Annotated in this window: 12 protein-coding genes and 1 tRNA gene; 6 read left to right on the plus strand and 7 right to left on the minus strand. The window is 46.6% G+C overall.

Annotated elements, in window-relative coordinates; translation table 11 throughout:
- The first annotated feature begins 128 nt into the window (after positions 1-128).
- The gene (locus RMO35_RS18910) at positions 129-1,403 is read left to right on the plus strand and encodes a M16 family metallopeptidase (RefSeq protein ID WP_396135698.1); all 1,275 of its coding nucleotides are present in this window, start codon (positions 129-131) and stop codon (positions 1,401-1,403) included.
- 118 nt (positions 1,404-1,521) lie between these two features.
- On the opposite strand, the gene RMO35_RS18915 is transcribed toward RMO35_RS18910, so the two are convergent.
- The 4 genes from RMO35_RS18915 to RMO35_RS18930 form a co-directional block, all read right to left on the minus strand.
- Positions 1,522-1,863 carry a hypothetical protein gene (locus tag RMO35_RS18915; protein WP_309743114.1) on the minus strand — a complete coding sequence of 114 codons (342 nt, stop codon included), beginning with the start codon at positions 1,861-1,863 and terminating at the stop codon, positions 1,522-1,524.
- A 297-nt stretch (positions 1,864-2,160) separates the two neighbouring features.
- The gene (locus RMO35_RS18920) at positions 2,161-3,702 is read right to left on the minus strand and encodes a SagB/ThcOx family dehydrogenase (RefSeq protein ID WP_309743116.1); all 1,542 of its coding nucleotides are present in this window, start codon (positions 3,700-3,702) and stop codon (positions 2,161-2,163) included.
- Between the two features lie 19 nt (positions 3,703-3,721).
- Positions 3,722-4,249, minus strand: coding sequence for a hypothetical protein (locus tag RMO35_RS18925; RefSeq protein WP_309743118.1), 528 nt, complete (start codon positions 4,247-4,249; stop codon positions 3,722-3,724).
- 123 nt (positions 4,250-4,372) lie between these two features.
- Positions 4,373-4,699, minus strand: a complete 327-nt coding sequence (locus tag RMO35_RS18930) for a 2Fe-2S iron-sulfur cluster-binding protein (RefSeq protein WP_309743120.1) — start codon at positions 4,697-4,699, stop codon at positions 4,373-4,375.
- 228 nt (positions 4,700-4,927) lie between these two features.
- Here RMO35_RS18930 and cimA point away from each other — a divergent pair, with 228 nt between their 5' ends.
- The 3 genes from cimA to petN all read left to right on the plus strand — a co-directional run bounded on the left by cimA (position 4,928) and on the right by petN (position 8,067).
- The gene (gene cimA, locus RMO35_RS18935) at positions 4,928-6,529 is read left to right on the plus strand and encodes a citramalate synthase (RefSeq protein WP_309743122.1); all 1,602 of its coding nucleotides are present in this window, start codon (positions 4,928-4,930) and stop codon (positions 6,527-6,529) included.
- Positions 6,530-6,918: 389 nt separating this feature from the next.
- The gene (locus RMO35_RS18940; RefSeq protein ID WP_309743124.1) at positions 6,919-7,821 is read left to right on the plus strand and encodes a ParA family protein; all 903 of its coding nucleotides are present in this window, start codon (positions 6,919-6,921) and stop codon (positions 7,819-7,821) included.
- Positions 7,822-7,977: 156 nt separating this feature from the next.
- Complete coding sequence (gene petN / locus RMO35_RS18945; protein WP_309743126.1) at positions 7,978-8,067, plus strand: cytochrome b6-f complex subunit PetN; 90 nt, start codon at positions 7,978-7,980, stop codon at positions 8,065-8,067.
- A gap of 190 nt (positions 8,068-8,257) precedes the next feature.
- On the opposite strand, the gene RMO35_RS18950 is transcribed toward petN, so the two are convergent.
- Both RMO35_RS18950 and RMO35_RS18955 read right to left on the minus strand, forming a co-directional pair.
- Positions 8,258-9,262, minus strand: coding sequence for a MoxR family ATPase (locus RMO35_RS18950; protein WP_309743128.1), 1,005 nt, complete (start codon positions 9,260-9,262; stop codon positions 8,258-8,260).
- 213 nt (positions 9,263-9,475) lie between these two features.
- On the minus strand, positions 9,476-10,474 hold the full coding sequence (locus RMO35_RS18955; RefSeq protein ID WP_309743130.1) for a hypothetical protein: 999 nt from the start codon (positions 10,472-10,474) through the stop codon (positions 9,476-9,478).
- 273 nt (positions 10,475-10,747) lie between these two features.
- Here RMO35_RS18955 and RMO35_RS18960 point away from each other — a divergent pair, with 273 nt between their 5' ends.
- Positions 10,748-11,425 carry a hypothetical protein gene (locus tag RMO35_RS18960; RefSeq protein ID WP_309743132.1) on the plus strand — a complete coding sequence of 226 codons (678 nt, stop codon included), beginning with the start codon at positions 10,748-10,750 and terminating at the stop codon, positions 11,423-11,425.
- Positions 11,426-11,497: 72 nt separating this feature from the next.
- On the opposite strand, the gene RMO35_RS18965 is transcribed toward RMO35_RS18960, so the two are convergent.
- Positions 11,498-11,570: transfer RNA gene (locus RMO35_RS18965), tRNA-Arg, on the minus strand.
- Positions 11,571-11,607: 37 nt separating this feature from the next.
- Between RMO35_RS18965 and moaC the strand changes: the two genes are divergently transcribed.
- Positions 11,608-12,120, plus strand: a complete 513-nt coding sequence (gene moaC, locus RMO35_RS18970; protein WP_309743134.1) for a cyclic pyranopterin monophosphate synthase MoaC — start codon at positions 11,608-11,610, stop codon at positions 12,118-12,120.
- Positions 12,121-12,248: the final 128 nt, after the last annotated feature.

A 12,248-nucleotide genomic window follows, 5' to 3' on the forward strand; every position in this document is an offset into this window, starting at 1 on the left:
AAGAGCGATCTGTGCCTGTGGGTCTACTATACTGGTACTGTAGTTGGCTACTACTAAGCAGCAAGTCCGATCGATGCCAACCAGAATCGCCAGCACAAGCAGTAGTAGACTTATTTAGCAGGAACAAAATTGCCGTGACCAATCAAATCGATCGTCCGACCGTGCGCACATTGCCCAGCGGATTGACTATTATTGCCGAACAGATGCCTGTCGAGGCAGTCAACCTGAATATTTATCTCAATGTCGGTTCCTTTCAAGAAACCGATGCGATTAATGGGATGGCTCATTTCCTCGAACATATGGTGTTCAAAGGTACATCCAGACTGGCGGCGGGCGAATTTGAGCGGGCAATTGAAGAACGCGGTGCGGTCACAAATGCGGCGACGAGTCAAGACTACACACACTACTACATCACCACCGCACCGAAAGATTTTGCCGCCCTAGCGCCACTCCAAATCGATGTCGTCACCAATCCGCGCATTCCCGAGGATGATTTCGATCGCGAAAAAATGGTCGTGCTTGAAGAAATTCGCAGATCGCATGATAGTTCCTCGCGCCGCATCTATCAACACGCGATCGAAGTCGCATTTGCTAAGCTACCATATCGACGCTCGGTATTAGGCCCAGAATCGGTAATCGAAGGCGTTACAGCGCAACAGATGCGGTATTTTCATGCCACCCATTATCAACCAGCGGCAATGACTGCTGTCGCCGTGGGCAATTTGCCCGTCGAAGAATTAATCGATATCGTCGCTGATGGTTTTGCCTCACAAACTGGCACGATTGCTGCTGCGGAATTTGTCGGCAAAAAGTCTCATCCCACCCCCGAGCCACCCTTTGGGCGGATCGTTCGCAGACAGCATATCGATCCCAGTCTCCAGCAAGCCAGATTAATTATGGTCTGGCGCGTTCCTGGCTTGCTAAATTTATCCGAAACTTACCCGCTCGATATCTTAGCAGCGATCCTCAGCTCGGGACGCACTTCGCGATTGGTAAAGGAACTACGGGAAGAACGTCAACTAGTAAATAGCATCAGCGTCAGCAATATGAGCAACCGGGTTCAGGGCTTATTTTACCTCAGTGCCCAGTTACCGAGCGAAAATATCCCCCAAGTCGAGCGAATTATTACCCAACATATCGCCCAGCTCCAAAATACGCTAGTTACTGAAACTGAAATCGCCCGCATCCGCCGTCAAGTCGCCAATCGCTATATCTTTGGCACCGAAACTCCCAGCGATCGCGCGGATCTTTACGGTTATTATCAGTCTGTAGTCGGCGATCTTACTCCTGCACTGAATTATCCCCAGCAGATCCAAGCACTAGACGCCAAAACCATCCAACTCGCCGCCCGCCAGTATCTTTCGCCTACTGCCTATGGGGTTATTGCTGTGAAACCTGAGTAAATTAGTGGATAGTGGATGGTGATTTTCCTGACGAGATCGCTTTTTATTCTGTTAGAAGAAGACCGTAGGGTGTGTTATCCCGTAGGGTAACGCACCAAAAATAATAGACTTCACAGACCTACTTAATCACTTTTACAGTTTTGACCTGCAAAGGTTGTCCGACTTGGCAAATAGTTACCATATCCGACTTAGGGATGCCGCTAATCCGGACTCTAGTCCCATCAATTTTGGGAAACTTGCCCACCAATTCATACTTTTGACCGTTATCGGCAGCAAGTTGATAACAGGTACCTTCTACTGCCAATTTTTTAATCGTGCCAGTCAGATCTATCGTCGCTGACTTAACTTTGGTCGAGCCAGTAGTGGCATTTGCAAGCGCGGGTGATAGGGGTACCAGTAGTCCCATTGCCCAAATCGCTCCCAAGACTGAGATCCAAATTTTAGTTACTTTAGCTGGCATAAATGTTAGCTCCGATCCCAATAGACGTTAATAACAGTCGATCGATCCGATCTTAGCCCAATCTTCGATCTCACGGCCAATATCCTCGCTAAAACGATCGCAGCCAGACATCTCGATCGCTATCCTAATGCAATGGAGGCGATAAAAGCGATCGATTCCCTCTTGGCACCATCCGCCCGAAGCAAAAGTACCCTAACTATTAAATTTCACCCTACTCCTGCGCCCTTATCACAGCCACAGCAGCCTACACCACCAAAACGATCGAGCAATTGAAAAAATGGGGTGTTGCCACAAATTTTACGCTGGACGACCCAAAGTGGTAATATACAACACAGCTTCATCTTCAGGAATGCCTAGAACTTCATTGACGCGATCGTCAAAGAATCCCGCAATCCCACTAACGCCGACATCGAGACGAATTGCGGCTAGATTGATTCTTTGTCCCAGATGTCCGGCATCTAGATGTAAATAACGATACACGCGATCGCCATATTTTTGGACTGCTGTTTTGAGGTTGGCGGCATGAAAAATTACCGCGCCAGCATCGCGTCCTAATTCTTGCCCCAAGCAGAGATAGTGCAATTCTTGCCGGAAGTTGTTAAACCGAATCTGTCGCAGCTCTTGCGCTTTGGGCGCGTAGTAATAGCACCCTTCTTCTAATCCAGCTACCCCCGACACTGCTACAAAAGTCTCGATTAAATCTAGGTCGAAATAAGTAGGATTAGAGTCTAAATTTTGGTCGCTATAATGTGCGGGATGATAAGTAAAATCTAGGATCGATTTGAGTTCGTCAAGCGTTAATTCTGCACCTGAATAGGCACGAGTCGATCGACGTTTGAGGATCGTATCTTCTAATCCAGATAAGGGAATTGGCTGAGGTTCATTAATAGTAGAACTTTTTTGCCATTGAATTGGCGACCCAACTGTTGAGATTTTCAGACAAAAAGGAAAGTTATATTTATCATCTAATTGAGTGGTATTAATCTCTGCTGGGTTCGCAGGTAGCTGACTGAATTTAGTAATTTCAGTCATTTGATGGCAATATTGTAATAATTCTCCATCAGCGACTTCTGGATATTCTAAGTTAATTCTGGAGGGTAATCCTGACGGAAAAGCCGCGATCGCTGGATCGGGATGCACAGTTAGATCGATACAGGGAATGACTGTTACCGCACCTTCTGTTTCCGAATTAAGATATAGTAATTCATCGATCTGCCGATCGATAAAACCGCCGATAAAATAGGGTCGAAACTTATTCATCGAGCCAGATAATTCGATATTTCCGAGCAAGTGTCCGGTATCGAGAAAAATTCGCCGATATGCTCGATCTTGATAGCGCCATGCCGAGCGATAAAAGACCGCAGTCGTAATCAGAGCTAAATCCGCCAGCATCAATGCGGGATGATTGAAACAAGCAACTTGGATATTTTGCCAAACATCATTCGACCAAAAATGAACGAGAGTATGATCCTTAACTTGGTAATTGTATAATCCGGCTGGTAATAAGCCATTACCTTTTGATACTAAATAAATCTCGGCTGGGTACAGCCCGCCCGCCGATGGTGCCGCTCGCAGATACATCGGCTCGCCCATTGTCTGAATCCGTGCTGTCAGCCCATAACTACATAACAGAAACATCGACAATCTCTGCCACCAATAGCTGTCATCATCTTGTTTGGTCGATTGTAAATATGGTTTGAGATCGTAAACTGTGCCGATCTTATATTCCTTGTATGATGACGGTTGTTGGCTCCAGTCTAGGCTATGACTCTTGGCTGCAATCGTCTCTGGATCGTATTTTGTCCGCTGATGATAATGTTGAGCAAATGAGTCAACCATGATAATTATTAATTGTAAATTATATTGACATTGCTGTCCAAATCGTCCAAGTATCGGTTAATAATAAGAATCCAGTCAATACTAATAAGGCAAAATACATCCAAGGTTGGGAGAGTGGATAAACATCTGTGGTATCGATGTCCGTATATTTTTGAATTAATTGTACCAATCGATTGAAACCTGCCACCCGCATCGGCAGCAAAAAACCTTCACCATTGGCATTAATAAAATAATAAACTAATCCACCCTGCCCCGTCGTCCGCATTTTTAAATCTTTAACATCGCTCCAAGCCAAATCCCAGCTTTTGGTAAAAAACCTCGGTACCCAGCTCGGATAATTGACTTGAATAGATCGATCGTCTACGACTACCCGCTGACTCAAGGCCCCCTGTAGTGCCACAAATCCCAATCCAATCCCCACCCATAGCAGCCATGCTGGTACCTCGGCATGGGTGAATGTCGCGAGGAAAGGGAGGGGAATCATCAGCGAGATGTACAGCAGGCTCAAGGTGATTCTGATGAGTGGGGCAATGTGGAAAGTCATCATTAGGTTTTAGGTTTTAGGCTTTAGTTTTTAGGGAATAACAAGCAAATAAGCTTCCAAATTGTAGGGTGGGCAGTGCCCACCGCATAAGTTTCAGGCGATCTATATGTTTTAAAGGCACGATTTTTACCACGCTCGATCGAGTCCTTGTCCCCAAAAAGCTGTAAATTTATGCACGGTAATATCGCCTAAAACTTGAGTTTGACAAGCCAGCCGCAGATTGCGAGTTGAAGTGTGCGGCGGGAAGGCGCGTCTGGCGGTATCTTTCCAATTTGGGGCAGATACCTCGCCCTCAATTTCAACGGCACAGGTGCCACAGGTGCCAATCCCCATGCAATTCACAAACTTGGCATTACCATTGTAGAGATCTACCCCGTTGGCGAGTAATACCTGGCGGAGGTTAGCTCCAGTTTCACAGGTAAAGTTTTTTCCTTGGGCGGTGACTTGAGGCATTGGGTAGGGGATAGGGGATAGGGGATAGGGAATAGGGAATAGAGGTTAGAGGGTTTAGAGATCGAGACAGCGGGGAGGGTTTTGGCTAGAGAGAGTCTTAAACTTTTGCTGCATCTTTGGGCGAAGTGCTACATTAACGAATAAATTTAAAGCTGATTCTATTTTCGCGCAATTTACCATAGCATTCACTCCTCATCTCCCAACTCCCATCTCCCCTCTCCCATCTATATGCAGCAAATCCACATCTACGATACGACGCTCCGGGATGGCGCACAACGCGAAGGATTAACTCTGTCGGTGGAGGATAAGCTCAAAATTGCCAGACAATTAGATAAGTTGGGCGTACCGTGGATAGAAGGCGGTTGGCCGGGTGCCAATCCTAAAGATGGCGAGTTTTTTCGACGCTTGCAGCTAGAGCCGTTGACACAGGCGGAAGTTGTGGCATTTTGCTCGACGCGTCGCCCTGGTGGATTGGCGGCAGAAGATAAAATGTTGGCGGCGATTTTAGCTGCTGGAACCAAGTGGGTGACGATTTTTGGTAAATCTTGGGATTTACATGTTGTTGAGGGCTTAAAGACCGATTTAGCTGAGAATCTGGCGATGATTCGGGACTCGATCGAGTACCTAATTTCTCAGGGTAGGCGAGTAATTTATGATGCCGAGCATTGGTTCGATGGCTACAAGGCAAACCCAGCATATGCCGTCCAAACACTGCAAACTGCGATCGCGGCTGGTGCGGATTGGCTGGTATTTTGCGATACTAATGGCGGGACGATGCCCCACGAGCTGACTAAAATTGTCGGTGAAGTAATAGAGATCGTCGATCCTGACAAGCAGCTCCTATTTGGCATTCATCCGCACAATGACTGCGAGCTAGCGGTAGCCAATGCGATCGCGGCTGTCACCAGTGGCATCACAATGGTGCAGGGGACGATTAATGGTTATGGCGAACGCTGCGGCAATGCCAATCTCTGCTCGATAATTCCCAATCTGCAACTCAAGCTCGGCTATTCCTGCTTGACTGATGCCAATCTCACCCGATTGACGCAGGTAAGTAGATTTGTCAGCGAAGTTGTTAATGTCGCGCCCAATGATTATGCCGCATTTGTCGGCAAGTGCGCCTTCAGCCATAAAGGTGGCATCCACGTCTCCGCCGTCGAACGCAATCCCCTCACTTACGAACATATCGATCCTACCCACGTCGGGAACGCCCGTCGCATTGCGATTTCCGAACAGTCGGGATTGAGTAATGTCCTCATCAAAGCCAGCGAAATGGGCTTGACACTCACCAAGGAAGATCCGCGCACTCGCCAAATTTTAGCCAGACTCAAAGAACTGGAATATCAAGGCTATCAATTTGAAGGAGCCGAGGCAAGTTTTGAATTGTTGATGCGCGAAATACTCGGTCAAACCTCCACGCTGTTTACGATTCAAGGTTTTCAGGTACATTGCTCGATCGCAACTCAGAACCACCATTCCCTCGCAACCATCAAAATAGCCGTCGATGGTCAAAATATCCTCGAAGTTGCCGAAGGAAATGGCCCCGTATCGGCTCTAGATGCTGCCTTACGCAAAGCATTGAGTAAATTTTATCCAGAACTAACTAAGTGTTATTTAACCGACTATAAGGTGCGGATTATCGACGGTGGGGCGGGGACTTCCGCCGTGACGCGCGTATTAGTAGAGTCGAGTAATGGGCTACATCGGTGGACGACGATCGGCGTATCTGATAATATCCTTGAAGCTTCTTATCAAGCTGTCGCTCAAGGCATCGAATACGGCTTATTGGTTAAGTCTCCTCAAACCTGTAGTTTAGTGGATGTCAAATAATTGAAAGTACTCAACAAAAAATTCCAGCTTTAAAACGTAGTAACCAAGAAACTATTCAGGAGTTTAATCGATCGTGAACAAACAACCAATGATGCCAGATCCATCCGCAGATCGCCGACTTCTTGACAACCTACGGCAAGCTCGACTAAGTTTTGAATAAGTCGATCTGCAAGTAGAAGAAATAATAGCTAAGTTTGATGAATTGATTCGTCATCAAAAATTGCAGCGCATTAAACAGAAGCAAAAAATGTAGCTCGGTGTAAAATTATATCAACGACAGTAGCCCAAGTCGATCGTCAGGCGATCGAAACCAACTATCATATGTAGCGGTACTTACGGATACTGTCTGCACCTCACACTCAAGTCAGCTATCGAATTTTAAATAAATCATGGGACTAGTTATCGCCACTGTCAATATGAAAGGAGGTGTCGGTAAAACTACCCTCACCGTCAATCTCGCTGCTTGTCTTGCCAAAACGCACGGCAAGCGGGTGCTAGTTATAGATCTAGACACTCAGATTAGTGCGACGCTGAGCCTGGTGACACCTCAAGACTTTTCCAAAATTCGCCGTGAAAAAAAGACGATCGCTTATTCGATCGCCAAAGTTCTCAAACCAAATACTCGTTATAAATTTGAGACTAAAGATCTAATTACTCCTGATGTCTGCTGGGTCAAAGGGTTGGATTTATTAGCTGGAGACATCGATATTTATGATGAATTTCTAGTGTCAGAAAAACTGCATCAAGAAACCATCGAAAATCCCAATACAGATTTTATCGATGTTTGGAATGGCTTTGAAGGTTCTTTGATCAAAGATATTCTCGCTTCAGTCATCGATGACTATGATTATATTATTTTAGACTGTGCCCCTGGTTACAATCTTTTGACTAGAAGCGGGATTATGGCTAGCCATTTTTATATCATGCCAGCTCGTCCCGAGCCATTATCGCTGGTCGGGATGCAATTACTAGAGCGCCGAATTGCTAAGCTAAGGGAAACTCATGAAGGCGACAAAAATTGCTTAGAAAGTAGTCTATTGGGGATTGTGTTTATCTTATCTGGCAGTTCGTTATTTGCCCGATATTACGATCGGGTGATGGAACGAGTTACCCAAGATTTTGACGATAGTAAAATATTTCAAACCCGCATTCCCATGGATGTAAACGTGGCGAAAGCGATCGATAGTTTTCAACCCGTCGTAATTGAAAACCCGACATCGGCTGGTTCTAAAGCTTTTATGAAATTGAGCCAGGAGTTATTAACCAAATGTCAACAAATTTCGGGCATTTAAGGGCTTGTCATCAAACAGTGCCCAAGTAATCGGACGGGTGGACACCGCTACATCGCCTAAATTTGTCTTGACGCGCGATCGAGTCGGTTGTTTGTAACTATGCCAGCAAAGGATTATCATAGAATAGAGCATAAAAATATACTTCTACATAAAATCATGGATATCCTTACTTTAGGCTGGGTCTCACTATTAGTCCTGTTTAGTTGGTCGATTTCGATGGTCGTTTGGGGTCGCAACGGTTTCTAAATCAAGCGTTATGTTTGCGCTTAGTTACAAACACTCAACACAAGTCGGCTGTTGCTCCGTTTCTAGATCTGAATCCCCCAACCCCCTTTCCAAGGGGGCTTTAAAAGTCCCCCTTTCCAAGGGGGATTTAGGGGGATTTAGGTGGATTTACCCACTGAAAACGAAGCAATTAGACTTTTCAGACACCCTCTTAAGCAGCAATCAACTGTCGGTAATCTTGTAAAAATTTCTGAATCGCAGGCTCGCGATCGAGTAGAGTGACTAGATTGCCCAATTGACCGCACGAACGCATCAAACCCAGCAAATCCGACACATATAACTGTACCCACTCAGCAGTTGCCACCTGAGTCAGCCAACAAAAAGCATGATAGGCTCGATCGACATCCGCAGTCGCCTGAATAGTTAACCCAATTGTCGTGGCATAACGCGCCGACGGTTCCGTCGGAAAGGAAATGTGCCTCCCCTTCCCTGCCAAAATGGATGCTAAATCTGGCAACATTTGATATGTCAGCAGGAAGGCTTGAAATTCGGCATTAGCTGCCAGTCCGATCGCAGGTGCCAAGTCCAAGCCACTATAGTGGAGGTTACTAGCCATCATCCACGATCGCGGCGAACACCAAGCAGGCTGATGCGGATCGATCTTGTGCAACAAACTCGGGCGAAAAGATAAGAAAGCAATAATCTGCTCGTGAACGCTGTGCCCGAGTGCATAAGCCTTAAAGCTTTCAAAGTCCGGTTCGACTTGCAAGTGCAAGAACCGATTTGCCAGTGGTGCGGGCATATCAAACACTCCCGCTCGATCCTCTTTGCGGTTGCCAGCAGCCCACACAAACCATCCATCAGGCACCAGATAAGAACCCACTCGGCGATCCAAAATCAATTGCTGTGCCATCCCCTGCATCGCTGGTGGAGCCATATTAATCTCATCGAGAAACAAAATACCGCGTCCTTGCTGGGGTAAAAACTCGGGTGGAAACCATTTAGAAACACCATTTTCGGCAACAGGTAGCCCGCGCAAATCGGTTGGTGCCAACTGACTCAACCGAATATCGATAAATTCGAGCTGATGATTGACAGCGATTTGGGCGATGATACTCGACTTACCAATTCCCGGCGCACCCCAGATCATCGTGCTAATCTTTAAATTGTTGGTGATAATGCGATCGAGATAGGTCTTTAAATCTTCGGGATTCATGGGAGCGCAGGTAGTAAGGTGTGCGGGATGGATGTCTATAATTGCTGTGTCACCGAGAAAAACAGGTATGAAGCCTCCTCATTGATGTCGGTGCGGGGAACCCGCACCGCTGGAAAATCCAACAAAATTATCGATAGATTCAATCCTCTGTCCTTGGTGAATCGCAGACGCTACAAAGGACAGAGGAGAAGTAATAATTAATTATTGAAACCTTCACCATTTCAATAATTTGCGCAACTGTTCGCGGATCTGTGTTGAGGTGCGAGCATTACTAGCAAAGGAGTCATAAATCAACCTGTCTAGTTGGCTCCCTTGACGATGTACCGCCGATATTTGCTGCCACATCCGCTCGATTACCTCGGCTGATGTATTGAGATGTCTGACTACAGCCAGTCGTAATACCTGCCAGTCTGTTGCGGCGAGTTCCGCTAGTTGTGCGGTTGCTGTAGACGGTTGTTTTGCCAGCCACAGCGATTGAGCTGCCGATTCAGTGGGTGCTAAGTGCATCTGGAGCGCCAATCGGGCAGTAATGTGCGGATGTAGGGCAACTAATGTGACGAACATGGGATCGTCAACTCGTCCGTATTTATGCAAAATCTGTTCCAATACCACGATTGGTGTCTGGACATTTTCAGCAACGATCTGCGCGACATTACTACCAATATCGACAATTTGAGCGAGTAAATGCGCTGGTGTCTGAGGATGTGCCGCCACAGCGCGAATCAATTCTCGATCTTGAGCGCGAGATTTGCGGGCGAGGTTTTCGAGTAGCAGGCTAGGAGTATGCGGATTGTAAGCTACTGCCAGCCAGAGACTATAATCCTGCCGCTCCACGGCATACTCCAGGAAGTTAGTCGGAACGCCTTCGCATTGCAGCAAACTGGTTAGTGTCGAGTGCGGGATGTCGGCAACTAAATTTAGTTGTTCTAACTGGAGGAGCTTGAAAACTGGGTTATCGAGCAACACTTCGGGAAAATTAACACCCAATTGCCAGAGGGTGTCTGTCGGAGTGTTCGGATTGCCAGCCACTAGTCGCCGCAGTTCCCAATCTGGTGCTGTGGCAATTTGACTCAATAATTGGGGATTGGTATTTGGGTTAGTGGCAAGCTGCGCTGCCGATCCTGGTGGATCTGTAGTAGGCGGAGTTTTCCCCACTACTCCCTGCTTCATATTTACATTCATGCTCGATTTACCGATCTCTCGCTTACTCACTCATCGCTTAGAGTACCCACGCCACTAGTAAAAGATAGAGGTGTCGATCGAAATTATCCCAGAATCGATCGATTCAACCGAAAATTTGACTCGATGCTCCACAGGAGCGGCTACGCCAACGATTTCAGTATTTTTGCTCAATTAAAGTGTGAAATGTAGCATTTGTTGATGCTCTGGCGATAGACTAGCAGATAATTATGCTACACATCATCTACCTTATCAATCACTCCTAATGCTCCAATTGCATCACATTTTTAGGCGATATAGATTCAAATGATTAGAATTCCCTTCGATCGGTGTGTGATTATCACCACGCTTAACTTTGCGCAGATTGCAGATCGATTAGAAAGTGCGATTTACGACCCGATCTTTTCAGCGCAGCAAAATACCAACTCTCCGCCAACTAAGCAGCGTTATTTCGGGCAAATTCAAGGTTTTAAATTTTTAGCCAATCGTATCATTGGATACAAACATTTTCACTTGCCAGCATTCTTATCGCCGACGATCGAAGGTAAGATCGATAGTCTCCATCATGGCTATGAGATTTCTCTAGTCATCAAGCTCCACAATATGACGGTGGCACTACTCTTGACTTGTCTGGGCGGACTATTTGCCACACTGTCATCAGTACTTGACAATATTTTTGCTGGCATTAGAAACTATCAGTATGTGACGACCGTCCAAGTTATCGCACTCGTCTATGTGGTAGTAATTGCTTACTTCTACTTTGAAGCTTGGCGTGCCACCAAATTTTTTAGGACGCTGTTTGTGAAAAAATTTGTCGGAAATATCGACAGCGGCGTTGTCGATCGAGCCATGTGGCATTCAAATTTCGATCTCAAAGATGTCCGCAAGTCCCGCGCAGTCGGCGATCTCCTGCGAAAAAACTTACCATCATTTCCCACCGATTCATCAACGCCCGATCGTACTGACTATCCCAAAGCTGAGTAATACGCCCAGGTCGCTTCAAAAAATAAGAAGGCACGATTGAACGATCGTGCCTTCTTATTTAGTTTACAGTAGTGGGCAAGGAGGGATTCGAACCCCCGACCTTCCGGTTCGTAGCCGGACGCTCTATCCACTAAACTACTCGCCCCCGCCAGAGAACAATCATAGCACACGTTATCCCAATCATGCAAAACTTTTCTGAAGATGTCCGATCGCCCTTGGATTCTCCACTCACGCATTTGAACGATCGCGGTGAAGCCATGATGGTAGATGTCGCCGACAAAGCTATCACCAAGCGCACAGCCGTCGCCGGGGGACAAGTCCGCATGTCTCTGGGCACCCTAGAAGCGATTCTGGCGGGTAACGCTCCCAAAGGTGATGTTGTGAGCATTTCCAAGATTGCAGGCATCATGGCGGCGAAGCAAACCGCCAATCTGATTCCCTTGTGTCACCCGCTCCCCTTGAGTCAAGTGAGTGTCGAGCTAACACCCGATCGCGAGTTGCCAGGATTTCAAATTCGATCGACTGTCACGATTAAAGCCGAAACTGGCGTAGAAATGGAAGCACTCACCGCAGTCTCGATCGCTGCACTAACCCTATACGATATGGCTAAAGCCCTCGAAAAATCGATGCAAATCGAAAATATTCGCTTGATTAGCAAGACTGGCGGGAAGTCGGATTTTCAGGGTAGAGGGTAAAGGGTAAGAGGTAAAAGGTAAAAGGTAAGAGGTTGCTAATTTAGAACATAATTATTCGTTCGTTAACTCCCCAACTCCCCAACTCCCCAACTCCCCAACACCCCAACACCCCAACTCCCCAACACCCC

The organism is Chamaesiphon sp. OTE_20_metabat_361, assembly GCF_031364565.1.